Here is a 25642-nt window from a genome sequence, read left to right as displayed (position 1 = left end):
ACCCTTGTGGTCGACCGTGAGGGACGCGTCTCCGCCAGGATCATCGGCCTGGTGGACCCTGGAACGCTGCGAGCCCTGATCGACACCGCCCTGGACGAGGGATGAGTCTGAGCCTCCTGCCTGCGCTCGCGGTCTCCAACAACCGGTTCGCCGAGATCATCTTCGACGGCAGCTTTCTGGTGGCAGCCCCGTGGCGCTCATCGCGGGACTGGTCAGCTTCCTCTCGCCCTGCGTGCTGCCCCTGGTCCCCGGGTATCTCGGCTACGTCACAGGACTCTCCGGCACGGCGCTGACGGATCGGCCCCGGCCGCGCATGGTGGCAGGGTCCGCTCTCTTCGTCCTGGGGTTCAGCATCGTCTTCGTACTCATCGGCGCCGTCTTCACGTATGCCACCACTTGGCTGCGGGTCGAGGGCGGCTGGGTCACCCAGGCCCTCGGCGCGGTGGTGATCCTGATGGGGCTGATCTTCATGGGCGCCTTCAGCCTCTTCCAGCGGGAAGCCAAGATTCACCGGCGTCCGCCGGACGGACTGCTGGGCGCACCTCTGCTGGGCGCCACCTTCGGCATCGGCTGGGCCCCTGCATCGGGCCCACCCTCGCTGCGGTCCTCACCCTCACCTACGGCAGCGAGCCCGCGCGGGAGCCCTGCTGGTCTTCATCTACTGCCTGGGCCTCGGCGTCCCATTCATCCTGATCAGCCTGGGCCTGCAGCGCGGCATGCGCGCCCTGGACTTCTTCAAGCGGCACAAGGCCGCCGTGATGCGCACCGGCGGCGGCATACTCATCGCCATCGGAGTGCTGATGGTCACCGGGCTCTGGAACACCTGGGTCTGGGCCCTCCAAGACTGGTTCACCACCGAGATTGTGATGCCCATCTGATGAGCAGAAGATACGACGTCGTGCCCTCCGCCCACCGGGACAACGCCCGTGAGGACGCGATGAACGAAGCATCCGGCGAGCCCCGGCCCCGCCGCCAGGGCGACGCGCCTACTCTGGGCTTCGTGGGTCTGCTGCGCTGGGCCTGGACCCAGCTGACCAGCATGCGCACCGCCCTGATGCTGCTGCTCCTGCTCGCTGTCGCCGCCGTGCCCGGATCCCTGTTCCCGCAGCGGCTCCAGGACGACTTCGCCGTGCAGACCTGGATGGAGGACAACCCCACGTGGGGCCCCATCCTCGACAGCCTGCAGTTCTTCGACGTCTACAGCAGCTTCTGGTTCAGTGCGATCTACCTGCTGCTGTTCATCAGCCTCATCGGCTGCATCATCCCGCGGGCGCGCAAGCACTGGCAGCAGATGAGGAGTGCGCCGCCGCGGACCCCAAACGGCTCCAGCGGCTGCCCGAATACGGCGCCCTGGAGCTGGAGGACGACGCCCCGCCCCCGAGCAGACGCTGCGTGATGCCGCAGGGGTGCTCAAGAAGCGCGGCTACCGCACCGACATCCGGGCGGAGGAGGACGGGACCGGCTCCGTCGGCGCGGAGAAGGGGTACCTCAAAGAGGTCGGCAACATCATCTTCCACGTCTCCCTCGTCGGCGTGCTGATCTGCGTGGCGCTGGGCTCGCTCTTCAGCTACCGCGGCCAGAAGGTCATCGTCGAGGATGAGGGCTTCGTCAACGCGCTCGCCGCCTATGACAACTTCTACCCGGGCGCATGGTTCCAAGAGGGCCAGCTGGACCCCTTCGGCATTCAGCTCAACGGCTTCGACAGGACGTTCGACCGGCAGCTCGATGCTGACGGTGAGCCCAGCGAAGGCTTCGGCAGCGCCATCGACTTCACCGCAGATGTCACTGTGCAGGACGGCGCAGACGCCGAGCCGGAGGAGACCACGCTGCGCGTCAACCACCCCGTGACCCTGGGCGGCGCCAACCTGTACCTGGTCGGCAACGGATACGCCCCGGTGATCACCGTACGCGACGGCGAGGGGGAGGTCGCCTTCTCGGGCCCGGTCATCACCCGGCCGGACGACAGCACCTACACCTCGATGATGGTCGTCAAAGCGCCGGATGCTAACCCGGAGCAGCTGGGATTCCAGGGCCTCTTCCTTCCGTCTGCCGTGGACGCCGGCGACGGCATGGCTGTCAGCGTGGACCCGGAGCTCGGCAACCCTGAGCTTCACCTGAACTCCTACTACGGGGATCTCGGCCTCGATGACGGCCTGCCCCAGAACGTCTACGTGCTGGACACCGAAGACCTTGACGTCCTCAACTCCCGCGAAGTCGACGCAGGCGGAGTCGTCCTCTCGCCGGGCGAGGTCCAGGAGCTGCCGGACGGGCTCGGCGAGATCGAGTTCCACGACGTGCAGGACTACATCGCCATAGACATCACCTACAACCCCGGAGAGCTGGGCGTGCTGGCGTTCGCGCTCCTGGCCACCGGAGGCCTGCTGGGCAGCCTTTTCCTGCGCCGCCGCGAGCCTGGGTGACGGTCGAACGCACAGACGCCGGGCGTACACTGGTTCGCTACGGCCTGCTCTCCCGCGGCGAGGACTTCACACTGCGTGAGGAGAGCATCGCACTGCGCACGCAGCTGGAAGAGAACTGGCCGGTGCGGCCCCTGACGCCCAGCAGCAGGACAGGCCCAATCCGGCAGACAGCCCCACAGAGACACGAGGCAGCTGACAATGATCACACTCGCTACGGCACCGGCGGATCAGCCCACCATCAATGTGGAGCTGGCCGAATACTCCGAGCTGTTCATGCTCATCGCAGCGTTCATCTATACGCTTGCGTTCATCCTCTTCACCATCGATGCGGCCCGGTCCTCCGCGACCATCCGCCGGGTGGAGGCCGAGCTCGCCGAGGAGCAGGCCGCAGAGCGGCAGAGCAGCCTCGTCGCGGCAGGCGCAGCGACGCCCCGGCCGAGGCGCAGGACTTGCCGGACAAGTCCGCGATGGACGACGAGCTGGTCGACAACGACATGGCCTACACCGGCGCGCGCCGTCCGCTCGCCAACGCTGCGGTGGCACTGACCGCCGTGGCGCTCGCCGCCCATGCCTTTGCCGTGGCTGCCCGCGGCCTGGCGGCCAACAGGTGGCCGATGGGCAACATGTACGAGTTCCTGGTCTCCACAGCCGTGCTGGTCACAGCGGTGTATCTGGTGACCCTCATTCGGCGCGACCTGCGCTTCCTGGGCACGTTCGTGCTCGGACTGATCGTCACGATGATGATAGTGGCCACCATCGTCTTCCCGACCCCCATCGGCCACGTGCAGCTACCCTGCAGTCCCCTGGATTGCGATCCACGTGTCCCTGGCGTCGATGGCCATCGGACTGTTCGTGATCACCTTTGCGATGAACGTGCTGCAGCTGATCCAGGCCAAGCGCGAGAAGGCCCTGGCAGAGGCGGGCCCCTCCGGTGCTGAGCGCACTCTTGCACGCACCTCGTTCCTGCGTTTGGTTCCCAACGCGTTCTCCCTCGAGAACTGGTCCTACCGGCTCAACGCTGTGGCGTTCGTGTTCTGGACCCTCGGCCCCATGATCACCGGTGCGATCTGGGCCCAGCAGTCCTGGGGCAGGTACTGGGGCTGGGACACCAAAGAGATCTGGACGTTCGTCATCTGGGTGGTCTACGCCTGCTATCTGCATGCCCGCGCCACCCGAGGATGGACCGGCACCCGCTCCGCATGGCTGAGCATCATCGGCTTCGCCTGCATCGTCTTCAACTACGCAGTGGTCAACGTCTACTTCCCGGGCCTGCACTCCTACGCAGGTCTGCCGGAGTGATCCCATGGCCATTGTGAAGTTCTCCTCATCCGCCTCGGCGTCTTCCTGGTGGTGTTCTTCGCCTCGTTCTACGCCCTGCCGCTGGAGGCCCTGCCGGGTGCGCTGCTGGCGATGGCGATGGGCCTGATCGTCTCCTACGCGGTCGGCTTCCTCTTCTTCAACCGCCTGCGCCTGGCGGCGAGCTTGCAGTTCGGGCGCCGCATGGACGGGCACCGTCCGGAGTCTCGGACAGAGGCCCACGACAACAGCGCCGAGGACGAGCTCGCGGAGCAGTTCCACCGGGAGCAGGACAGCCCCGGCTCCGGGCCTGATCGCTGAGGGGAATATTCGACCGCTCGCTGAGGCTCTGAAGGCCCCCGTGATCTACCCTTGAGGGTATGCCTCGACTGCTGCTCGGACTCGGTGTTGTCGCCCTCGCGCTGACGATCTTCACCCTGATTGAGTCCCTACAGACCCCGCGCCACCGGGTGCGGGTGATGTCCAAGTTCGCCTGGATCGCCGTCATCATCCTCGTCCCGCTGATCGGCCCGCTTCTGTGGCTGTTCTTCGGCAGGATGCGGAAGCAGGGCCCTGAGGCTCAGCAGCAGCGTCCCTCCAGCCCCGACGATGACCCTGAGTTCCTGCGGGGCGTGGAGTTTCGCAGGCGGCAGACGCAGCGTCGCGAGGAAGAGGACCGCAGGCGACGCGAAGAGGAGCGCAGGAAGAAGCAGCGTGACCAGAAGAAGCGCGACGCCGAGGGGACGCCTCCGGAGGCGAGGCTGATGCGGGCGAGGCCGATTCGGGCACGGCCGCCCCGGACGACGAGCCTCCCGCCCACCCGAATACGTAGACCCAGCGCTCAGGCATCCTTCAGCATTCGGTCAACTGGCACTAAGGGCAGAATGCCATGCTCACGTTCAGTACATGAACAACGCATCTAAGGAGTTGCACCCACTATGGCTGAAGCACTGCTCGCCGGAACCACTCTCGCCGCTGCCGATGGCGGGCTGCTGGGCGGCGTCGGCATCATCGGTCTGATCGTCTTCATCATCGCTGTTGTGATGGTGTGGAAATCAGCGCTCGGCACCGTGCCGAAGATCCTGCTGACGATTCTGGCACTCATCTTCCCGGTGATCGGCGGAATCATCGCCATCATCGTCGCTGCGATGAACAAGGCCTGACAGCCTGACCAGCATCCCTGACCCACAGGGCAGGAGCAGTATGAGAGGAAGGCCCCGGCTGGGACGTGATCCCGCCGGGGTCTTCCTCTGCGCACTGGGCGTTCAGCTCAGGAGGAGCGCCGCAGAGAACGAGGCGGCGAACGCCAGTCCGACGAGGGAGGTCTGCTGCAGGACGGGTATCAGCGCGGGCCCCGTCACCGAGGGGTCCAGAATGCGCCGCCCGGCGGGCAGGCAGCTGATGAGAAGGGCGACGGGAATCAGAAACGCCGCACTGCTCGGGACAAGGACGAGGGGAAGCAGGAACGGGAGTCCGAGCATGGCGACGTAGGCGCCGCGGGCGCGCCTGTCGCCGATGCGCACCGCCAGCGTCAGCTTCCCCGACTCGCGGTCTGTAGGGACGTCGCGGATGTTGTTCGCCATCAGCAGGGCTGAGGCGATCAGGCCGTGGCCGACGGCTCCGATCCACACCTCGTGCGGGAAGCTGACTGCGGCCCCTGGGCTGAGGCGGCTTCCACGACGGCGAATGCCGTTCCGGCTGTGGCGACCAGGCCGAAGAAGATGAACACCATGATCTCGCCCAGCCCCATGTAGCCGTAGGGCCTGCTCCCGCCGGTGTACCACCAGGCGGCGAGGATGCACACCACTCCGGCCGCGATGAGCCACCAGTGGCCGGTGAGCAGAACAATGCCCAGACCTGCCGCCCCGGCGACGCCGAAGCTCAGGAAGGCGGCCCGCTTCACCCGGGCAGGCCGCGCCGCGCCGGACCCGGTGAGCCGCAGCGGGCCCACCCGGGCGTCGTCGGTGCCGCGGATTCCGTCCGAGTAGTCGTTCGCGTAGTTCACGCCGACCTGCAGGGCCAACGAGACGACCAGGGCGAGAAGGGCAGCAGCCCACTGGACGGCATAGATTCCTGCAGCAGGGCTCTCAGGGGAATAGTCTGCCCCTGAGAGCGGAGCCTCGGCGAACCATCCGACCCTGATCTCCTGAGCGAGCCCTGCTGACGCGCCGATGAGCACGGGCGCCACCGCCATCGGAAGAGTCCGGGGCCGGGCTCCGGCCGCCCACTGCTTCACTGTCGCCACTGAGCCTCCAACTCGTTGTGATGCCTCGATGCTGACGGCCTGTGCCGCCTGGGGAACCCCAAAAGTATGGCGCATTGCCTCCGAACGCGCAGTGGATCGGATTCAGTCCCCGGACTGCAGGAGGGTCAGCAGCTGCTGGCGGTCGGGCTTTCCGTTGGGAAGCTGGGGCAGGGTGCTCACCAGTTCATAGTGCTTGGGCACGGCCGCAGCGCCGAGCTCTTCACGGACGGCATCGTTGAGGGAAGCGATCGATGGGTGGGTGCGGCTGACGTGCGAGAGGACGACGGCGGCGCACACCTTCTGGCCCCACTCCGGGTCGGCGACGCTTACGACGAACGCGTCTGTGACCTGGGGCTGACGCTGGAGGACCTGTTGGATCTGGGCGGCTGAGACTTTGACCCCGCCGGTGTTGATGACGTCGTCGACCCGGCCCGTGATGCTCAGGGTGTTCTGTCGGATGGTGCCGATGTCGTCGGTGCGGAATCTGCGGGCACCGGGGGTGGGAGAGTCGAACTTCTCGGCGGTGAGGTCCGGGTCGGTGTACCCGAGGGCCACCTGGGGCCGGAGAGCAGGACCCGGCCCTCATTATCGGTCTCCATCGTGACGCCCGGCAGGGGGTCCCGTCGTAGACGCACCCGCCGCATGTCTCGGCCATCCCGTAGGTGCGCACCACGCTGATGCCGAGGTCCTGAGCGCGGTCGAACAGCTCCGGGGAGGTGGGGCGCCTCCCAGCAGGACTGCGCTGAAGCTGCGCAGCACCTCCAGCAGCTCCTCAGGGCCGTGCTTGTGCTGGCTCGTCATCCTCCGCTGGGGGTCTGCCTCCTCGAGGAGCCGCTGGAGCTGGGTGGGAACCAGGAGACGAAGCGGCGCTCCGCGGTGAGGCGTCCGGCCGCGGAGACGAACGCGCTGGGATCGGTGGTGCGCTCCAGGAGCGGGACCGGCGCCGTGCCTGCGACCAGTGAGCGGGTAAGGACCGCCAGTCCGGCCACGTAGGAGGGCTGCAGAGTGAGCAGCCACTGTCCATGCCCGCCGAGGGCCTGGGCAGTCATCGCGGCAGAGGCGCGGAGAGCATCGGCCGGAAGGAGGGTCTCTTTGGGGGTGCCGGTGGACCCTGAGGTGCGGACCACGGCAGCGGCACCGTGAGCCGCGGCGTCCCGGCGAGGCATCCACGACGGATGCTGCCCCGGCTGAGACGGAAGGAGCTCGAGGGCCTGGGAGTCATCGTTCAGCGCCTCGTCCACGGCGTGGAGGAGCCGATCTGCCCAACCATTCATGCGACCAGAGTATCCGCACCTCGGCGCGACGCTGTGCGGAGCCTGCGAGCTGCTCGGCTCATCAGAGTCTCGCCACTCGCAGGCGTGTGGCGGAGCCCCATACGGGAGCTTATGATGTGGAGTGTTCAGGTCACATCGCTCAGGAGGTGTTTCCACTTCAGTGGAAATTGATCAACGCACGTCAGCGAATAATCCATGCTGACTGCATTGCTGACTCTTCTCGCAGGAGTCATTCTCACGTTGTTCATCATTGCGGCGAATGGTTACTTCGTCGCTCAGGAATTCGCCTACATGTCGGTGGATCGGAACAAGCTGCGCGCCCAGGCCGCAGCCGGTGACCGCTCAGCCGCCCGGGCACTGAACGTCACACGCCGAACGTCCTTCATGCTTTCCGGGGCGCAGCTCGGGATCACTGTCACCGGCCTGCTCGTCGGAACAGTCGCCGAGCCCCTCATCGGCCGCTCGCTGGGGGTGCTGTTCGGCGGTGCAGGCGTTCCTGCGGCAGTCAGCATCGGGGTGGGAACAACGCTCGCTCTCGCGGTCTCCACGGTGGTGCAGATGATCTTCGGAGAGCTGTTTCCGAAGAACTACGCCATTGCCAACCCCGGACCCCTGGCGAAGGGCATGGCGAGATCGACCAGGGCCTACCTTCTGGTGTTCGGGTGGCTCATCAGCGTCTTCGACGTCGCAGCGAACGCGCTGCTGAGACTGATGCGCGTCGAGCCCGTGCATGACGTGGACACCCGCGCCACCGCCGAAGACCTCGAATACATCGTCGCGAGCTCCCGAGTCGCCGGAGAGCTCCCGGAAGAGATGTACCTGGCGCTGGATCGCGTGCTGGACTTCCCGCAGCACGATGTGGAGCACGCCATGATCCCGCGCTCGCGGGCCGACAGCGTCCAGCCTCGGACCACCGTCGGCGAGGTGCGCACACTGATGGCCGACGGGCATACCCGGTACCCGGTCGTGGATGCAGATGACCAGCCCATCGGCGTCGTCCACCTCCTGGACCTCCTCACCTCGGCCCTCCCCGACAGCTCTGCTGTCACAGAGCTGATGCGTGAGCCGGTGATCGTCCCGACCGTCATGCCTCTGCCGGAAGCGGTGAAGAAGTTGGAGAGCAGCACCTCGGCCATGGCCTGCGTCATTGACGAGTACGGGGGTTCGCCGGAATCGTGACGGTGGAGGACTTAGCCGAGGAGATCTTCGGCGAGATCACGGACGAGCATGACGATGAGGAGCCCGAGGATCTCATCGAAATCTCCGCCGGGAGCTGGCAGGCCCATGCCGACGTCCACCTCGACGAGGTGGAGCGACGCTTGGGCTGCGACCTGCCCCAGGGGACTACGAGACGCTCTCCGGACTGCTGCTGAGCCACGCTGGGGACCTTCTGGACGTCGGTGAGACTGTCACGCTCGAGATGCCGCTGGCGTCCTCCGACTACGACGAGGATGAGGTCTTGACGCGCGAGCTGCGTGTCACTGTCCTGAGCATTGATCGGCACGTTCCGCACCGGCTGGCCCTGTCGATCAGGTCCGGGCAGAGCACTGAGTCGGAGGGTCCTCGATGAGCGCACTGAGCGTCATCGCGATCACGGCGGGGCTGATCGTCCTCTCTGCCTTCTTCGTCATCATCGAATTCTCCCTGCTTGCGGCACGGCGGCACCGCCTGGAGGACGCTGCCCCTCGAGCGCGTCCTCGCGGGCAGCCGTGCGAAGCCTCAACGAGCTCACCATCATGCTTGCCGGTGCGCAGCTGGGCATCACGGCGTGCACCTTCGCCCTCGGCGCCGTCACGAAGCTTATGGTTCACTACGCCATGACGCCCATGTTCGACGCATGGGGTTCTCGCCGTGGATGGCTGACGCCGCAGCGTTCGGCCTGGCTCTCGTTCTGGTGACCTTCCTCCACCTTGTGGTGGGTGAGATGACGCCGAAGTCGTGGGCCATCGCGCATCCTGAGCGTGCAGCTCGCGTCATTGCGCTGCTTACTGGGCCTTCATCGGACTGTTCAGGCCGCTGCTGACCTGGATCAACAGCATGGCGAACAGGCTCGTCTCTGCAGCCGGAGTGGAGCCGATCAACCGCGCAGCGGCGGCAGGCTATGACTCCGAGACCATCCGTCAGCTGGTGGAGGACTCCACTCAGGCCGGTGTGCTGGACGTGGATGCAGGCTCTCAGATGGCACGCTTCATCGGGCTGGAATCTCTCACCGTCGACGATGTGCTGGCCACACGCAGCGGTGCTCCGACCCAGGTGCCTACCGCAGCGACGGCAGCGGACGTTCAGCGTGCCGCGCAGACGAGCGGCCACCTCAGGATCCTCATCGGCCCGGAGGCATCCGCGTCCCCCATGGTCGTCCACGTCAGGGACACGCTCCAAGCGGAAGGGGACGAGCTTACTGAGGGGTTCGCGCGCCCCGCTCTCGCCGTGGAGGCGGGAACCTCGGTGTATGAGGTGTTCCGGAGAATGCGTGAGAACAGCGAGCAGCTCGTCGTCGTCCGGACCGATGAGCGATTCACAGGGGTCATCACCTGGGCCGACGTCCTGAAGCAGGTCTGGCTTAAGCAGTTGAGCAGCACGCTGCGGGCACTCCACGCACCGACTGACGCCCTCGGCTGCTCCGCCCGAGCGGCTCCTTGCGGCAGAGAGCGTCCCCGAACTGCCCTACGCCGGTGACAAACATCCTCCCGCGCTCATGCCGCAGGTCATCGGCGAGGATCAGGAGGGTAGGCTCGAGCCAGGGCTGACTCGCTGATCAGAGAGGACCATCACATGACCACGAGGACTGCGCCGCTGCGCACCGCACTGATCGGCTTCGGCCTGGCAGGGCAGGTGTTCCACGGGCCCCCGGTTGCGGCCGACGACGAGTACCGCATCGACGCGATCGTCACCGGGAACCCGGAGCGGTCTCAGCTGGCCCGGCAGCAGCACCCTGAGGCGAAAGTGGTCCCCGACCCGTCGCAGCTGTGGTCCATGGAGCTCGATCTCGTCATCATCGGAACCCTCCGGCATCGCACGCGCCACTGGCCGCTGAGGCGCTGGACCGCGGCATTGCAGTGGTGGTGGACAAACCCTTCGTCCTTGATGCAGCGGAAGGATCCGCACTCGTGGCCCAGGCCGAGCGCCTGGGAGTGCCGCTCACGGTCTTCCAGAACCGGCGGTGGGATGCAGACTTCCTCACCCTGCGCCGACTGATCGACGACGGCTTACTGGGCAGCGTCCGCCGCTTCGAGTCCCGGTTCGAATGGTGGAAGCCGGAGCTGACGAAGTCCTGGAAGGCGGAGTCCACCGTCGAACAGGGCGGCGGGATCCTCTATGACCTCGGGCCGCACCTGATCGACCAGGCTCTGCAGCTCTTCGGGCCGGTCGCCGAAGTCACCGCTGAAGTGACGACCCACCGCCCCGGCGGGCTGCCGACGACGACGTCTTCGTAGCGCTCGAGCACACGTCAGGGACAAGGTCCCACCTGTCGATGAACGGGCTTGCCCCACGAATGGGCCTGAGATTCCACGTCATCGGCTCGAAGGCCGCCTATACGAAGTGGGGTCTCGACTCCCAGGAGGGCTTCCTCAAAGCCGCATGGCGCGGTCACCGACGCCGACTACGGCCTCGAGCCCCAAGAGTCATGGGGAACGCTCGGCGCGGGTGAGTCCGACCAGCGCGTCGAGCCCTGCGGGCCAGTACCCCGCCTTCTACACGCTTCTTGCCGATGCACTCCTGCGGGTGGACCCCTGCCCGTCGATCCCAGGGAATCGGCTGAGGTGATGGCGATCATCGAGCGCATCCACACCGCACAGCAGCGGCAGGGAGGCTGAGGATCAGCCGCCTACCCTACTCGTCGGCGCCCTCCATCGGACCGGCCGCCAGGGTTGTCCCGCTGTGGTTGGGATCGCCGTCGAAGTGCTCGTGCGAGACGTCCACGATCGGGTACTCCGAAAGGTCGATGCTTACCGGGACCTGGAGCGTGGTGGACTCTGCCGTTGCAGCGCCCAGGAGATCAGCTGGCTGGCCTCCTCGTCGCGGAGCCAGACCTCAAAGTAGCCGTCGGCTGGATCTGCGGTCCCGCTGAGGTCCACCGTCAGTTCGAGCACCCTGTCTCCGCGGTCGACCATCTGTGCCTCACCGGTGAGGTCGTCGCTCGCCACAGGCTCCAGTGAGGCGCCTCCGACCACGGCCGGCGCATCAGCCGCAGGCGGCTGCTCCTCCTCTTCGACGGCATTGACCCACAGCGTCACTGCGGCCCCGCCGACTATGAGTCCCGCTGCGGCCGCTGCCAGAACCGGCATCCATCGCGAGCTCGCCGTACGGCGTGGCCTCAGCTGATGCACGGTCGCGATGCGGTCGTGGTGGGAGGCCTCCGAGCCTCCGGCAGGGGCCCCGCGGGCTGCAGATACGCCGTGGGCGGACTCGGCGTCCTCACCAGCGGCGGGGCTGATCTGAAGCTCCTCGGCGATGCGATCCCACAGGCCCTCGGGCGCTGATTCCAGCGGGCTGGGCACTGCTAGTGCCGTGATGACGCGGTGCGTGGCTGTGACCTGGCCAGCGCACAGGGGCACCGCTGCAGATGACCTTCGGCAGCGGTGTGGTCCAGGCCGTCCCAGGCGCCGGCGGACCCGGAGGCTGCGGCGGCGAGCGCGGCGTCGGTGAGGTGGCCCTCGGCGGCGAAGGTCTCCTCGCTGTGCTGATGGTCAGTCATGAGTCACCTCCAATGTCCTGCGCAGTCGGGCCAGCCCGCGGTGCATGTGCGATTTGACGGTCCCCACCGGCATGCTCAGCCGCTCGGAGATGGTCCGCACCGGAAGGTCCTGCCCGTAGGCCATCCGGAGGATCTCATCCTGCGGCGGTCCCAATTCACTGATCGCCTGATGAACCGTCACCTGGTCCACCACGGTCTCGATCGGCTGGTCGGGTGCCGCGTGGAGAAAAGCGGCGCCGCTTACTTCGGCTGATCGCTGGTTCCGCTGGCGGGCGTGGAACGTGTCGGTGATGACTCGTCGGGCAATCCCTGTCAGCCACGCTCCCGGCGGCTTGGCCGGATCATAGGACTCCCGGAATCGCCAGGCGCGCACGAAGACCTGCTGCGCGGCGTCCTCTGCGTCCTGACGGTGACGCAGGGCGCTCAGGCACAGGGAGAAGATCAGCGACCCGTGCGCAGCAAAGAGCTCACGCATGGCGTCCTCGTCGCTTACTGCGAACCTGGCTCCCAGGCTTTCCCTGTCCAGAGTGCCTCCTCAGTCGCCCGTCGGCAGCTGTGCGGCGATGCGGTGCGCGCGGACCTCGATGCGCATCACCGCTGCACAGGCTCGGCGATCACTATGACGTTGTCAGCATAACTGCTCTCCTCCGCGATCCATTGGCCTCCGCAGGTGATCATCACCAATCGGTGATCGCCGGTGCGCTCGAAGAAGGGAGCGAAGTCCAGGCCGTCCTTGCCGAGCTGCTCGACCTCCGACACCTCATAGCGGTGCTCCTCGCCGTCCTCGTCGGTGACCGTGACCTCGTCACCGGGCCGTGCCTCCGTCAGTGCGTAGAGCGGACCGATCGGGGTCTCCTCGGAGCCTGCGTGGGCGGCGATCACGGTGGTGCCCACACCGTCGGTAGGCGTCTTGCCGAACTGGTACCAGGCGGCAACCGCCGCATCGTCGGGGACGTCCATCTGACCGTCTGCGGAGACGCCGTAGGGGCGCACCGGGATATCGGCATCGATGTCCGGGTAGTCCAGCAGAACAGGTGCGGCAGCAGCGGTCGTCGTGCCGTCGAGGGAAGCCGACTGCACGGGCACCTCTGCCGAAGGGTCCTCTCGCCCCTGCCCCGAAGAGCTCATGGGCTGCACCGAGCTCTCCGGGGCAGGGAGGAGGGGAGGCGCTCACCGTCGGCTTCGGCCGCACCGGCGGAGCAGCCCGCGAGCAGGCTGCCCCCAGCAGCGCAGCGGTGAGCGCTGCGGCTGCCCGCGGAGCCTCGGCGAATCGGCGAGCGCCCATATCAGGCGCGGGCTCGCCGGATGCCCAGCACGGCGGCGCTTACTCCCATGAGTCCGAGCAGGCCCACACCTGCGATCAGTGCGAGCTGCGACTGCTGGCCGGGCACCTGCACGTTGCCGGTCGGCACGCCGTCCGGAGCCGAGTGCATGCCGTCGACGACCTGGGTGGCCAGATCGAGGGTTCCGTCCTCGGCTGAGCCCCAGGCGTAGACGATGGTGTTGGAGCCCTCCGCCACGTCCAGGGCCTGCGGACCGAGGACCGGGTCGCTCTCACCGGCGAGTGAGACGGCTGCCTCAAGGCTTCCTGCGGGAAGGTCGAGGGTCGCCTCATCGGGGTTGGCGAGGGCCTCGACGGCGACCTCTCCGTCGGCCCAGATGTCCACTTCGGGGCGGCGGCGGTGTGGCGGACCGTCAGGCGGCCCTCGCCCGCTGCGATGTCGGAGGTGTCGTTGACGAAGGGAGTCACGGTCGGCTCGCCGTCAGCGTCCAGGTGTGCGGCGGCGGTGTAGTTCATGCCCTCATCCAAGGAGACGCTCACCGGGCCCAGGACGGGGTCGGAATCGTCCTCGGCGTCGGCCGCAGTGATGGCGACTTCATAGTCGCCTACCGGAAGCTCCAGAGGTCCGGCGAGGTCCCCGGGCATGAAGTCGTCGAGGGTCAGGTCACCGTCCACATAGACGTCGACCGGGAGGTCGGGGACGGCGTGCAGAACGGAGAGGTGTGCGGCAGAGTCTTCATGCTCGTCTGCGTGGGCAGGTGCGGCAGTTCCGACAATTGCCAGACCGAGAGCGGCAGTGGCGGCGAGGGGCAATGATTTACGCATGACCGTGTCCTTTGCTAGTGCCTGGTGGCAGTGATTGTGGTCACATTGTTGTGCTCACATCAGGACTACCGTCGCGGGACGAGAAAGGTTGCACGTCGTCCGAAAAAACTTCTGCAGGGTCATATCCGCATGATCCTTGAGTACCCTGTCGCTATGGCTCCGAGTCCCCGCAAGCCGCGACGATCTGCTCGATGACCCGCTGCGCCTGGGCCGAGCAGTCCCCTGAGCTGCGGGAGTACCACGACGCCGAATGGGGTTTCCCGTCGCAGACGACCGGAGACTCTTCGAGAAGCTCTGCCTGGAGAGCTTCCAGTCGGGCCTGAGCTGGCGAACCATCCTCAGCAAGCGCGAGAATTTTCGAGCAGCCTTCGCAGGTTTTCACGCCGAGACGGTCGCGCGGTTCGGGGAGGACGACGTCGGGCGCCTCCTCGCTGACGCGGGCATCGTCCGGAACAGGTCCAAGATCGAGGCGATCATCAACAATGCACGCCGCTGCGAGGAGCTCGTCGAAGACGAAGGGAGCCTCGCGGCCTTCATCTGGTCGTATGAACCCCGCTCGGACGAGCTGGGCGAGGCGCAGGCCATGACGACCTCGCCCGCGTCAGTCGCCATGGCCAAGGAGCTCAAAGCCCGGGGATGGACGTTCCTCGGCCCCACCACGATCTTCGCGTTCATGCAGTCCATGGGTCTGCTCAACGATCATCTCCGCGCCTGCGCGACCTGGCCCGCCGTGGACCGGGCCAGGGCAGAGTTCGCTCGGCCCTGAGCCGGGACGCCGCCGAGCCACTGGCGTCCGAGCGTGCCGCCTAGTAGTAGTGCGGGAAGGCAGACCAGTCGGCATCACGCTTCTGCAGGAACGAGTCACGGCCTTCCACTGCCTCATCGGTCATGTACGCCATGCGGGTCGCCTCACCGGCGAAGACCTGCTGGTAAGCCAGCCCGTCGTCGGCGGCGTTGAATGCGAACTTCAGCATCCGGACAGCCTGCGGAGACTGTTTGGCTATGTCACGCGCATAGGACAGGGCCGTCTCCTCAAGACGGTCATGATCCACCGCCTCATTCACAGCACCGGCTTCGACCATCTCCTGCGCAGAATGCTCCCGAGCGAGGAAGAAGATCTCGCGGGCCTTCTTCTGCCCCACCTGCCGGGCCAGGAGCATGGACCCGTAGCTAAGCGTCGAAGGAGCCCACGGTCGCGTCGGTCTGCTTGAACTTCCCATGCTCCCGGGAGGCAATGGTCAGGTCAGCCACCACATGCAGCGAGTGGCCCCTCCGGCCGCCCAGCCGTTGACCACCGCGATCACCACCTTCGGCATGGTGCGGATGAGCCGCTGAACCTCCAGGATGTGAAGGCGGTTACGCGCGCCGGATCCACGGTCTCCGCAGTGTCGCCCTCCGCGTACCGGTAGCCGTCGCGCCCGCGGATCCGCTGGTCGCCGCCGGAGCAGAACGAGTGCCCGCCGTCCTTCGCCGACGGGCCGTTGCCGGTCAGCAGCACCGCACCCACATCCGAGGTCATGCGCGCGTGGTCCAGCGCCCGGAACAGCTCGTCCACCGTGTGCGGCCGAAAGGCGTTGCGGACCTCAGGGCGGTCGAAGGCGATCCGCACCGCCGGGAGATCTCGGACCACGGCCCTCAGCATCCCGCCTCGACCTGCCGGTGGTAGGTGATGTCGGTGAACTCGATGCCTTCCACAGTCCGCCACCGGTGCGGATCGAAGACGTCGGAGACCTGGGCTGGAAGCTGAGAGTCTGTCACAGCAGACGAGTCTACTGACCGCGCAGTACTGTGGGTCCATGAGGACAACGCCGGACGTCGGGCAGCAGCCGGACATCACCCAGGACGAGGCCGCAGACCTGCTCATCAACTGGGACATCGCCGAGAAGACGGCCGCACGGCTCATCCCGGCTTAGCCCCAGAATGAAGCCCGCCCGCGCACGGGCAGAGGTGCAGGCCCTCCGGCAGGCCGCGTCCGATGCTGTGCCGCATGTGCACCGCATCACCGGCATCGCCGCAGCCGAAGGCCTCGGCGAAGACCTCAGCGACGTCCTGATCGTAGACAGGGCCGGGTGGGCCCGCGCGAACGCCGAAACCTTCCGTCAGCTGCTGGGACCCGCGCTGCACGCCGCGGTGAGGAACAAGCCGGAGCTGCTGAACGGGCAGGCGTCCACCGGCCAGATCCTCGGAGCCTCCGCCGCAGGCGCTGAGCTCGGCGCCATTCTGGGCTACCTCTCCGCGCAGGTGCTGGGACAGTTCGAGCCGTTCGAGCAGTCGCGCCTGCTGCTCACCGCTCCCAACGTGGCGGCCATCGCCCACGAGCTCAACGTGGACAGGGACGACTTCCGCCTATGGGTCTGTCTGCATGAGCAGACCCACCGCGTGCAGTTCGCGGCAGCCCCATGGATGGCCGACTACCTCCGCGGGCAGATCACCGAACTCTCCGTGTCCACCATGGAGGACGCCGACTCCCTGCCCCAGCGCTTCGCCGAGACGGTCAAGCAGCTGCGCTCCGAGCTGCGCAGAGGGGGCCGTCCGGGCCGCAATGAGCTGATCAGCGCCATCCAGACGCCCGAGCAGCAGCAGATTCTCAGCCGGCTGACCGCGGTGATGAGCCTCCTGGAAGGCCATGCCAATGTCGTCATGGACGCCGTCGACGCCGAGATCGTGCCCTCCGTGAAGACCATCCGGCGGCGGTTCAACGACCGCAGCAAGCACCGCAGTGCCCTGCAGAAGCTCATCCGACGGCTTCTGCAGCTGGACAAGAAGGCAGCCCAGTACAAGGACGGCCAGTCCTTCGTCTCCCGGGTCGTGGAGCTGGTCGGTATGGACCAGTTCAACACCGTGTGGCAGAGACCCGAGCATCTGCCCACCGAGGAGGAGATCCACCGGCCCGAGGAATGGGTCGAACGCCTTCGGCTGCCCAGGCTCTCCGACACCGGCACCATCACGTTCGGAGGCTGAGCGGTGGCAGCTCCCGCTGCGCTCCATGCCGCTCGCCGGGCCGTCGCCGAGTCCCTGGCCGAAGGGGAGCTGAACCTCGTCGGGTGCTCCGGAGGCGCTGACTCTCTGGCTCTGGCGGCCGCCGCAGCATGGCACCATCGCAAGGACGCCACCCGCACCGGAATACCCGAGTGGGCGCAGTCGTCGTCGACCACCACCTGCACCCCCGCAGTGTGGAGATCTCCGGCCAGGCGGTGCGTCAGCTCAAGGCCCTCGGTCTGGAGCCGGTGCGCATTGTGCCTGCAGCGGTTGACCAGCAGTCCCCAGGGGCCCGAAGCCGCTGCCCGGACCGGCCGATACGCTGCGTTCAGGTCAGCGATGAAGGAGCTCGGCGCAGTCCGGCTGCTCACCGCCCACACCAAGGATGACCAGGCGGAGCAGGTTCTTCTCGGGCTGGCACGAGGATCCGGCACCCGATCCCTGGCTTAAGCATTCCGGCAGTCCGCGGGCCCTACCGCCTACCTCTTCTGGGCCTTTCGCGGGCAGAGACGGAAGCCATATGCCTCCACCACGGTCTGAGCTGGTGGACCGATCCTGCGAACAGCGACCCGCGTTACCTGCGCTCCCGGCTGCGGACCGAGATCATGCCCCACCTGCAGGAGCGTCTGAGCCCTACGATCAAGGACGCCTTGGCCCGGACCGCGTCCATCGCCGCGGAGGATGCCGCCTATCTGGAGGAGCAGGCGAAGGAGATCTTTCCCACACTCCTGGAGGATCCCGACCCTCCGGTGCGCTTCGGCTGCGCCTCACCGGCCTGCGTGCCCAGCCCCCGGCGATCCGACGCAGAATCGTGGCACTTGCGGCTGTCGCTGCGGGTGCGCCGGCGCCCAGCTTCGAGCGGATCCAGGCCGTGGACCGGCTGGTCGACGGCGGGCGGTCCCGGGGACCCGTCCAGCTGGAGGGTGAGCTTGCGGTGTACCGGGGTGCGCGGGAACCTCGGAGTATGGAAAACTGATCCTCATTCCGCCGTCGCCCGGATGAGGCAGTCAGAAGGTGCACGCCTACCACCCGTTCCGCTGAGAAGGAGCATGCAACGCATGGACAGCCATGACGTGTCAGCTGATCTTGAAGAGGTTCTGCTCACCAAGGAGCAGATCGACGAACGCATCAGAGAGCTGGCGGCGGCGGTCGACGCCGACTATGCTTAAGCAAAGACGTGCTTCTGGTGGGAGTCCTCAAGGGCGCAGTGATGGTGGTGGCCGATCTGGCACGTGCCCTGACCTGCCACCTCTCCATGGACTGGATGGCCGTGAGCTCCTACGGCTCCGGCACCAAGTCCTCCGGGGTGGTCCGCATCCTCAAGGACCTCGACACGGACCTGACGGACAAGCATGTGCTCATCGTCGAGGACATCATCGACTCCGGCCTCACCCTGTCGTGGCTGAAGGCCAACCTGGAGTCGCGCGGACCCGCCAGCGTGGAGATCTGCACGCTGCTTCGCAAGCCTGAGGCGGTCAAGGTCGACATCGATGTGAAGTATGTGGGCGTCGACATCCCCAATAAGTTCGTCGTCGGCTACGGCCTCGACTTTGCGGAGAAGTATCGCAACCTCAGCTGCATCGGCATCCTTGCCCCCACGTGTATGAGTGATCTGCCTCACTAGGCCTGCTGTAGGCTCGAACGTGCCTACGACCCCTGGAGGCCCTGGTGGCAGAGTCCCCCTACCGCTGAGCAAGGCGGCTGCAGCGTACGCCTCACTTCGGAGGAAGATTCAGGCGGGCGAGCTCGCTCCCGGAGAGCGCGTCACCCTCAATAAGCTTGCCCAGATGGAGGGCATGAGCCTGACGCCCATCCGCGAGGCGCTGAAGCGCCTGGTGTCCGAGGGCTATGCGGTCCACGACGAGCATGTCGGCACCCGCATTGCAGACCTCACCCCTGCACGGGTTGAGCAGATCTACCGTCTGCGCCGCGTGCTCGAGCCGATGGCAGTGCGCCTGGCGGCTCAGCGGGCCGATGACGAGACGGAGCATATCCTCGAGGACCTGATCCGGCATGCTGAGGCGGCAGCCACTCCCAGCAGCGGGCTGAGACGAATGAGCAGTTTCACTTCGGGCTCTACCGGCTCAGCGGCGACGAGCTGCTGGTCGGATTCATCGAGCAGCTGTGGGCGGGCATGCCCTATCCGTCCCAGCTGATCTTCCGGGACCCTGACGGCGGGCGGGCCTCGCTGGGGAGCACCGGAGAATCGCGGATGCAGTGTCCGCTTACGATGCCGAGACGGCCTCCGCGGAGCTCGAGCGGCACATCGGCCACGGTTTCGCCTCTGCCATGTCCAGCTTTGATACTTTATAAAATCCAAGCTAATGTAGCGCCGGTCACACCACGTGACGTGGGTAACACTCCTGCATTAGACCTTGAAGGAGCGACGGTGAGCGTCGAATCGCATGACCGGGCAACGGTGCCCGGCAACCACACTTCCGACAGCCCCCAGGGGACGAGCGCCGACGTCAACGGCGCCGCGGCCGCAGCCTCAGCTGAGTTCGACAAGCCCGAGTCGTGGACCCGCATCATGGGCCTGCCGCTCCACTGGTTTGCGATCTTCTTCGTCGTGATCGCCGCGTGCGCGGTGCTGGATGTGCTCCCGAACACCATGCTGGTAAGCTTCGCCGTCGTCATCCTGGTGGGCGGGCTGCTGAACTGGATCGGCGGACGGGTTCCGGTGCTTCGCAACTACGGGCTTCCCACCGTCCTTGCGATCCTGACGCCTACCGTCCTGCTGCACTTCGGGCTGTTCCCGGAGTCATTTGCGGAGAACATGGAGATCTTCACCGACGGCAGTGAGATCGGCTTCATCGACTTCTATGTGGCCAGCCTCATCGCAGGCTCCATCCTCGGCATGCCCCGTGCCCTGCTGCTGAAGGTTTGCGCCCGCATCGCCGTGCCGCTGCTGGGAACCATCGCAGTGGTCTTCGTGCTCATCGGAACTCTGGGCGCTGTGCTGGGCTTCGGCATGCGCGAAGCGGTGCTGTTCGTCGCCGCCCCCGTCATGGGCGGAGGCGTCGGTGCGGGCATCGTGCCCATGTCCGGCATCTACGCCGACCAGCTGGGCGGCGACGCTTACTCGTTCGTCGCGCAGCTGATCCCGGCGGTGATCATCGCCAACATTCTGACCATCTTCTGCGCGGGCGTCTTCAACGGCATGACCTACAAGGGGCAGCAGTTCTTCCTCGGGTTCAACGGCAACGGCCAGATTGTCCGCGTGGAGGGCAGCGCTGACCAGTTCAAGGCGAAGCCCAAGCCCACCGGCGGAACGTTCAACGTCCTGGCCATCGGCCTCACCACCGCTGCGACCCTCTTCCTGGCGGGCACCCTCATCGCAGAATTCGTCCCCGGCCTGCACGCCTACGCGTGGACGATCCTGCTGGCCGCCACCATCAAGATCTTCGGCCTCATGCCCGCCGCGTTCGAGGATGCCGTGTCCACCTGGTTCGGATTCGTCTCAGGAACCCTGACCCCGGCGCTGCTGGTGGGCATCTCGATCACCTACTTCGAGTTCGACGAGCTCGGCGCGCTGCTGTCCGACTGGCGCTACCCCGTGCTGGTCCTGGCGGCAGTGCTGACCGCAGTGATCGTCTCCGGCGCCCTGGGCTGGCTGGTGAAGATGTACTACGCGGAAACCTCCATCGCCATCGGCATGGGCATGACGGATATGGGAGGCACCGGCGACGTCGCCGTGGTCTCCGCAGCGAACCGCCTCGAACTGATGCCGTTCCTGCAGGTGTCCTCCCGCATCGGCGGCGCCATCGTCCTGCTGGTCGTCAGCCTGCTCCTTCCCGTGATCGGCTGAGCCTCTCGCCCCGATCCGGTCGGCCGCGGGACGAGGGAGCTGATAGAACTGCGTGGTGAGTCGAGAAAAGTCTGGGCTGCCGCAGGTTCTGCTGGTGGCCACCGTGCTGGTGGTCGCCGCCAACCTTCGCCCCGCCATCAGCGCGGTCGGGCCCCTGCTGGAGCAGATACGGACGGACACCGGCCTCAGCCCCTCGCTGCTGGGCCTGCTCGGCGCCATCCCGGTGCTGAGCTTCGGCGTCATCTCCCCTTCGTTGCGGGCCTCGCCGCTCGGTGGGGACTCGAACGAAGCATCTTCGCCTCCCTGCTTCTCCTCGCCGCCATGGCACTGTCCTCAGGTCCCTGCCGCCAGGGGCGCTGCCCGGCGATGAGAGCACCAGCGCACAGCTCTCGCTGCTCAGCGGCACCGTCATCCTCTCGGCGGCCATAGGCGTCGGAAACGTCCTGGTGCCTAGCCGTCGTCAAACGCGACTTCCCCACCCGGGTGCCATTCATGACCGGCCTCTACACTGCCACGATGGCAGGCTTCGCCGCGCTCGCCTCCGGCACAGCGGTGCCCATCTCCAGGCTCGCCGGCTGGGAGCTCGCCCTCGGCGCCGGTGCGCTCATCGCGCTCATCGCCGCCGGCGTGTGGGCCGTCCGTCTTCGTGAGCCGGACCTCGCCACCGGGGCGCTGCCCTCTCGGCCGTCAGCGGCTCATCCCGTTCGTCCACGGTGTGGACCTCCGCCGTCGCGTGGCAGGTCACCGCCTACTTCGCGCTCCAGTCCACTCTGTTCTACCTGCTGCTGACCTGGTATCCCTCCATGCTCGCCTACCAGGGGATCGGGGAGGCCTACGCCGGATGGATGCTCTCGCTCTGGCAGGGCATCGGCATCGTGGCCAGCCTGACGGTGGGACCGGTCCTGCAGCGCTCCCGAGACCAGCGGCTCGTCGCCGCCCTCGTCTGCACGAGCCTGGCAGCCTCGCTCATCGGACTGGTTGCTGCGCCCGCGCTGGTTCCGCTGTGGTCCCTGCTGGGCGGATTCTCCACCGGCACCATGCTGCTGCTCGCGCTCACGATGATCACCCTGCGCGCCAGCACCACCCATGAGGCGGGGCAGCTCTCCGGGATGGCTCAGGGCGTGGGCTACCTGTGCGCGGGATCCGGACCCCTGCTGGCAGGGGCCGCCTTCGACCTCACCGGATCATGGATGCCGGTGATCGTCGGCATGCTCGTCGCCACGGCGCTGCTGGCAGGGGTGGGCATGCTGGTAACCGCGCCGTGACTCTTCGCTGACGGCCGCTACGCTCTCGGCGAGGACAGCGCCCTCCATTCCGCGGCAGGGGCGGACGCTAGTACCGTAGAGTCAATCTGAACCTGGCCCGACGACGGAGTGCAATTGAACTTCAAGAAGATCTTCACCGGACCGCTGTTCTGGATCGTGACTGCGGTGGTCCTTCTGCTCCTCGTCGTGCCTCTGCTCTTCGGGTCCTCCGGCTCCGGGAGCAGGTGGACACCAACGTCGGCATGGAGCTCCTCCAGGAGGACGAGGTCGAAGAGGCCCGGATCGACGACGGGGACTCCCGGGTCGACCTGACGCTGTCGGAGTCCTTCGAGCTCGACGGTGAGGACCTCGGCGACGCCGTCCACTTCCACTTCTCCCAGGCGCGCGCCGAGACAGTGGCTGAGACCGTCGCGGATGCTTACCTGGAGGGCTACACCGATGAGCCTGAGCAGTCGAACTGGCTGCTGAGCATGCTCGGGTTCATGATCCCGTTCCTTCTGATCGCCCTGCTGTTCATCTGGCTCATCACCCGGATGTCCGCGGGCGGCGGGCGCATGATGCAGTTCGGCAAGTCCAAGGCCAAGATGTTCGACAAGGACATGCCCCAGGTGACCTTCGCCGACGTGGTTAGCTCCGAAGAGGCCGTCGAGGAGCTCCACGAGATCAAGGAGTTCCTCTCCGAGCCGGAGAAGTTCCAGCGCCTCGGAGCCAAGATTCCCAAGGGCGTGCTGCTCTACGGCCCGCCCGGCACCGGCAAGACCCTGCTCGCCAAGGCCGTCGCCGGGGAAGCGCATGGCTCCTTCTACTCGATCTCCGGCTCCGACTTCGTGGAGATGTTCGTCGGCGTCGGCGCCTCCCGCGTCCGCGACCTCTTCAAGCAGGCCAAGGAGAATTCGCCCGCCATCATCTTCGTCGACGAGATCGACGCCGTGGGACGCCAGCGCGGCGCCGGCGTGGGCGGCGGCAACGATGAGCGCGAACAGACCCTGAACCAGCTGCTGGTGGAGATGGACGGGTTCGACGCCAGCACCAACATCATCGTCATCGCAGCCACCAACAGGCCCGACGTACTGGATCCCGCGCTGCTGAGGCCCGGACGCTTCGACCGGCAGATCCCCGTCGAGGCCCCAGACTTCTCCGGCCGCAGAGCCATCCTCGAAGTCCACTCCAAGGGCAAGCCCATGGTGGAGGGCCTGGACCTGGCCTCCGTGGCCCGCAAGACCCCGGGATTCACCGGTGCGGACCTCGCCAACGTCCTGAACGAGGCCGCTCTCCTCACCGCCCGCTCCAACGCGGACCTCATCGACGACCGCGCCGTGGACGAGGCCATCGACCGTGTGATGGCCGGTCCGCAGAAGCGCACCCGCCTCATGAAGGATCACGAGCGGCGAGTCACCGCCTACCACGAAGGCGGACACGCCCTCGTGGCCGCGGCGCTGAACTACTCAGCTCCCGTCACCAAGATCACCATCCTGCCGCGCGGCCGCGCCTCGGCTACACGATGGTCATCCCGGAGGACGACAAGTACTCCACCACCCGCAACGAGCTGCTGGACCAGATCGCCTACGCCATGGGCGGCCGCGTGGCCGAGGAGATCGTCTTCCATGACCCTCCACGGGCGCCGCCAATGACATCGAGAAGGCCACCGACACCGCCCGCAAGATGGTCACAGACTTCGGAATGTCCGCGAAGGTCGGCTCGGTCAAGCTGGGCTCGGGCGACAGCAGCCCCTTCCTGGGCAAAGAGATGACGACCGGCAAGGAGTACTCCGAGAATCTCGCCGCCACGGTCGACTCTGAGGTGCGCGGCATCATCGACGAAGCCCATGACGAGGCCTACTGGGCGCTGACCGAGAACCGGCACGTCCTCGACCGTCTGGCCGAAGAGCTCCTGCGCGTCGAAACGCTGGGAGCCAAGGAGGTCGCGGCGATCTTCCACGATGTGAAGAAGCGCCCCAGGCGCAGAATATGGGAGTCCAGCCCCGACCGGCCCATCGTGGTCGCCGGGGAGACCGTCAACGGCACCCCTCAGAGCACCGAGTCGGATGCCCGTCCCACGGAGAGCCGAGATGTCTGAAAGCACAGCCGAGATGTCCGAAGGCATCGACCTGCCTCGCATTGAGCGAGCCATCCGAGAGGTCCTGCTGGCCGTGGGGAGGACCCGGACCGTGAAGGCCTCCGGGAGACCCCGCGCCGCGTCGCCGCGGCCTACGCCGAGACCTTCAAGGGCCTCACGCAGGATCCGGCCGAGCTGCTGACCACCAGCTTCGACATCGGCCACGAGGAGCTCGTCCTCGTCAAGGACATCACCTTCTACTCCATGTGCGAGCACCACCTGCTTCCCTTCTACGGCGTGGTGCACATCGGCTACATCCCCTCCGAGCACGGCAAGGTCACCGGCCTGTCCAAACTGGGTAAGCTGGTGGAGATCTTCGCCAAGCGCCCCCAGCTGCAGGAGCAGCTCTCCGCGCAGATCGTCGACGCCCTGATGACCCATGTGGAGCCCTCCGGCGCGATCGTCGTCGTCGAAGGCGAGCACCTGTGCATGTCCATGCGGGGGTGGCGAAGCCCGGCTCGAAGACCATCACCTCAGCAGTCCGCGGCCAGCTGCGCGACGCCGCAACCCGAAGCGAAGCGATGAGTCTGATCGTCTCAGGCCGGTGAGCATGCGCACCCAGGTGATGGGGATCCTCAACCTCACCCCGACAGCTTCTCCGACGGCGGTAGGCACGACACGCTCGGCGAGGCGCTGGCCCAGGCGGAGCGGATGACCCGCCAGGGCGCGGACATCCTCGACCTCGGCGGGGAGTCGACCCGGCCCGGAGCTGCGCCCGTGGACCCGGCCGAGGAGCAGAGCCGCATCCTTCCCGTGCTCGAGCGGCTGCTGGAGCGCTTCCCTCGACAGCTGTCCGTGGACACCCGTCATCCGGAGACCGCCCGGGCCGTCCTCGAGTGCGCCGGATCACAGGCATCCGGCCTGATCATCAACGACGTCTCGGGCCTGCTCACACACCCCGAGATGCCCGCAGCCGTCGCCGAGAGCGGATGCGAGATCGTCATCACCCACAACCGGGGCGACTCCGTCACGATGCAGGACCGCACCCAGTACGACGATGTGGTCGCAGACGTGATCGACGAGCTGCATCAGGTGCGCAAGCGCTACCTCGATGCGGGGACACTGCCAGAGCGCATCATCCTGGACCCGGGAATCGGTTTCGCCAAGACCCATGAGCAGAACTGGCGCCTCACCAGGGACCTCAGCCGCCTGACCGGGCTGGGGCACCGGGTGCTCTACGGCGCCTCCCGCAAGGGGTTCCTCGGACAGCTGCTGAAGGACGAGGACGGCGAGCCTCGGCCCGCCTCCGAGCGCGACCATGCCACAGCTGCCCTCACGGCCCTGGCGGCCGCCGCCGGGGTCTGGGCGGTGAGGGTCCACGCTGTCGGCCCCAGCGCCGACGCGGTCAGAGCTGCCGAAGCCGTCACCGCACTTGAGGGTTGAGGTAGCGCAACCCTCAGCCCTGGGGAGAGTAGTGGCATGGGCGCAGACATCATT

19 protein-coding genes and 12 pseudogenes are annotated in these 25642 nt (G+C 66.8%); 22 read left to right on the top strand and 9 right to left on the bottom strand.

Annotated elements, in window-relative coordinates; translation table 11 throughout:
- The first annotated feature begins 101 nt into the window (after positions 1-101).
- The 7 genes and pseudogenes from K0H76_RS18925 to K0H76_RS18895 all read left to right on the top strand — a co-directional run bounded on the left by K0H76_RS18925 (position 102) and on the right by K0H76_RS18895 (position 4879).
- Positions 102-878 (top strand): annotated as a pseudogene (locus K0H76_RS18925) (cytochrome c biogenesis protein CcdA).
- Entirely contained in the window at positions 878-1396 is a 519-nt protein-coding gene (locus K0H76_RS18920; protein ID WP_258933973.1) for a cytochrome c biogenesis protein ResB, read from the top strand. The pseudogene K0H76_RS18925 and the gene K0H76_RS18920 overlap by 1 nt, the downstream one beginning before the upstream one ends.
- Positions 1299-2420, top strand: coding sequence for a cytochrome c biogenesis protein ResB (locus tag K0H76_RS18915; protein ID WP_258933972.1), 1122 nt, complete (start codon positions 1299-1301; stop codon positions 2418-2420). The genes K0H76_RS18920 and K0H76_RS18915 overlap by 98 nt, the downstream gene beginning before the upstream one ends.
- A gap of 198 nt (positions 2421-2618) precedes the next feature.
- Positions 2619-3719, top strand: a pseudogene (ccsB, locus tag K0H76_RS18910) (c-type cytochrome biogenesis protein CcsB).
- A gap of 48 nt (positions 3720-3767) precedes the next feature.
- Positions 3768-4037, top strand: coding sequence for a hypothetical protein (locus tag K0H76_RS18905; RefSeq protein WP_258933971.1), 270 nt, complete (start codon positions 3768-3770; stop codon positions 4035-4037).
- A 59-nt stretch (positions 4038-4096) separates the two neighbouring features.
- Positions 4097-4639 (top strand): PLD nuclease N-terminal domain-containing protein, encoded by a 543-nt coding sequence (locus tag K0H76_RS18900; protein WP_258933970.1) that lies wholly within the window; start codon positions 4097-4099, stop codon positions 4637-4639.
- Positions 4640-4654: 15 nt separating this feature from the next.
- Positions 4655-4879 (top strand): hypothetical protein, encoded by a 225-nt coding sequence (locus K0H76_RS18895; protein WP_258933969.1) that lies wholly within the window; start codon positions 4655-4657, stop codon positions 4877-4879.
- Positions 4880-4981: 102 nt separating this feature from the next.
- On the opposite strand, the pseudogene K0H76_RS18890 reads toward K0H76_RS18895, so the two are convergent.
- The 3 genes and pseudogenes from K0H76_RS18890 to K0H76_RS18880 form a co-directional block, all read right to left on the bottom strand.
- Positions 4982-5961: pseudogene (locus K0H76_RS18890) on the bottom strand (1,4-dihydroxy-2-naphthoate polyprenyltransferase).
- A 102-nt stretch (positions 5962-6063) separates the two neighbouring features.
- A complete protein-coding gene (locus K0H76_RS18885; protein WP_258933968.1) occupies positions 6064-6516 on the bottom strand; it encodes a hypothetical protein in 453 nt (150 codons plus the stop codon).
- A gap of 242 nt (positions 6517-6758) precedes the next feature.
- Positions 6759-7202 (bottom strand): hypothetical protein, encoded by a 444-nt coding sequence (locus K0H76_RS18880; RefSeq protein WP_258933967.1) that lies wholly within the window; start codon positions 7200-7202, stop codon positions 6759-6761.
- A gap of 228 nt (positions 7203-7430) precedes the next feature.
- Between K0H76_RS18880 and K0H76_RS18875 the strand changes: the two are divergent.
- The 3 pseudogenes from K0H76_RS18875 to K0H76_RS18865 all read left to right on the top strand — a co-directional run bounded on the left by K0H76_RS18875 (position 7431) and on the right by K0H76_RS18865 (position 11050).
- A pseudogene (locus K0H76_RS18875) lies at positions 7431-8805 on the top strand (hemolysin family protein).
- A pseudogene (locus K0H76_RS18870) lies at positions 8802-9791 on the top strand (CNNM domain-containing protein); the annotation flags it as partial. The pseudogenes K0H76_RS18875 and K0H76_RS18870, both read left to right, overlap by 4 nt.
- A gap of 216 nt (positions 9792-10007) precedes the next feature.
- Positions 10008-11050: pseudogene (locus K0H76_RS18865) on the top strand (Gfo/Idh/MocA family oxidoreductase).
- A gap of 132 nt (positions 11051-11182) precedes the next feature.
- On the opposite strand, the gene K0H76_RS18860 reads toward K0H76_RS18865, so the two are convergent.
- From K0H76_RS18860 to K0H76_RS18840, 5 genes and pseudogenes are all read right to left on the bottom strand, one after another.
- Positions 11183-11734, bottom strand: a complete 552-nt coding sequence (locus K0H76_RS18860; RefSeq protein ID WP_258933966.1) for a hypothetical protein — start codon at positions 11732-11734, stop codon at positions 11183-11185.
- 2 nt (positions 11735-11736) lie between these two features.
- Positions 11737-11931 (bottom strand): hypothetical protein, encoded by a 195-nt coding sequence (locus K0H76_RS18855; RefSeq protein WP_258933965.1) that lies wholly within the window; start codon positions 11929-11931, stop codon positions 11737-11739.
- On the bottom strand, positions 11924-12406 hold the full coding sequence (locus K0H76_RS18850) for a sigma-70 family RNA polymerase sigma factor (RefSeq protein WP_258933964.1): 483 nt from the start codon (positions 12404-12406) through the stop codon (positions 11924-11926). The genes K0H76_RS18855 and K0H76_RS18850 overlap by 8 nt, the downstream gene beginning before the upstream one ends.
- Before the next feature lie 116 nt (positions 12407-12522).
- A complete protein-coding gene (locus tag K0H76_RS18845) occupies positions 12523-13011 on the bottom strand; it encodes a class F sortase (RefSeq protein ID WP_258933963.1) in 489 nt (162 codons plus the stop codon).
- Positions 13012-13217: 206 nt separating this feature from the next.
- Positions 13218-14038 (bottom strand): annotated as a pseudogene (locus K0H76_RS18840) (DUF4397 domain-containing protein).
- A 250-nt stretch (positions 14039-14288) separates the two neighbouring features.
- Between K0H76_RS18840 and K0H76_RS18835 the strand changes: the two are divergent.
- Positions 14289-14804 carry a DNA-3-methyladenine glycosylase I gene (locus K0H76_RS18835; RefSeq protein ID WP_258933962.1) on the top strand — a complete coding sequence of 172 codons (516 nt, stop codon included), beginning with the start codon at positions 14289-14291 and terminating at the stop codon, positions 14802-14804.
- A 40-nt stretch (positions 14805-14844) separates the two neighbouring features.
- Here K0H76_RS18835 and K0H76_RS18830 read toward each other — a convergent pair.
- Positions 14845-15796 (bottom strand): annotated as a pseudogene (locus K0H76_RS18830) (1,4-dihydroxy-2-naphthoyl-CoA synthase).
- 38 nt (positions 15797-15834) lie between these two features.
- Here K0H76_RS18830 and K0H76_RS18825 point away from each other — a divergent pair.
- The 11 genes and pseudogenes from K0H76_RS18825 (at position 15835) to folP (ending at position 25588) form a co-directional block, all read left to right on the top strand.
- Positions 15835-16999, top strand: a pseudogene (locus K0H76_RS18825) (zinc-dependent metalloprotease).
- Between the two features lie 3 nt (positions 17000-17002).
- Positions 17003-17467: a hypothetical protein gene (locus tag K0H76_RS18820; RefSeq protein WP_258933961.1), complete on the top strand. Its 465-nt coding sequence runs from the start codon at positions 17003-17005 to the stop codon at positions 17465-17467.
- Positions 17468-18075: 608 nt separating this feature from the next.
- Positions 18076-18641, top strand: a pseudogene (gene hpt / locus K0H76_RS18815) (hypoxanthine phosphoribosyltransferase).
- Positions 18642-18660: 19 nt separating this feature from the next.
- Positions 18661-19173 carry a GntR family transcriptional regulator gene (locus K0H76_RS18810; protein WP_258933960.1) on the top strand — a complete coding sequence of 171 codons (513 nt, stop codon included), beginning with the start codon at positions 18661-18663 and terminating at the stop codon, positions 19171-19173.
- Positions 19174-19406: 233 nt separating this feature from the next.
- On the top strand, positions 19407-20825 hold the full coding sequence (locus K0H76_RS18805; RefSeq protein WP_258933959.1) for a 2-hydroxycarboxylate transporter family protein: 1419 nt from the start codon (positions 19407-19409) through the stop codon (positions 20823-20825).
- 55 nt (positions 20826-20880) lie between these two features.
- Positions 20881-21195, top strand: a complete 315-nt coding sequence (locus K0H76_RS18800) for a hypothetical protein (protein WP_258933958.1) — start codon at positions 20881-20883, stop codon at positions 21193-21195.
- Positions 21196-21308: 113 nt separating this feature from the next.
- Entirely contained in the window at positions 21309-21614 is a 306-nt protein-coding gene (locus tag K0H76_RS18795; protein ID WP_258933957.1) for a hypothetical protein, read from the top strand.
- Positions 21539-22090, top strand: coding sequence for a hypothetical protein (locus K0H76_RS18790; RefSeq protein WP_258933956.1), 552 nt, complete (start codon positions 21539-21541; stop codon positions 22088-22090). The genes K0H76_RS18795 and K0H76_RS18790 overlap by 76 nt, the downstream gene beginning before the upstream one ends.
- Positions 22091-22204: 114 nt before the next feature.
- Positions 22205-24166: pseudogene (gene ftsH, locus K0H76_RS18785) on the top strand (ATP-dependent zinc metalloprotease FtsH).
- A pseudogene (folE, locus tag K0H76_RS18780) lies at positions 24135-24753 on the top strand (GTP cyclohydrolase I FolE). Before ftsH ends, folE begins: the two co-directional pseudogenes overlap by 32 nt.
- Before the next feature lie 85 nt (positions 24754-24838).
- Complete coding sequence (folP, locus tag K0H76_RS18775; RefSeq protein ID WP_258935479.1) at positions 24839-25588, top strand: dihydropteroate synthase; 750 nt, start codon at positions 24839-24841, stop codon at positions 25586-25588.
- Positions 25589-25642: the final 54 nt, after the last annotated feature.

The sequence above is a fragment of the Nesterenkonia pannonica genome (assembly GCF_019575955.1).
Lineage (GTDB): Bacteria > Actinomycetota > Actinomycetes > Actinomycetales > Micrococcaceae > Nesterenkonia > Nesterenkonia pannonica.
Note: the sequence above shows the minus strand (reverse complement) of the source record. Positions and strands in the feature narration are given on the sequence as shown.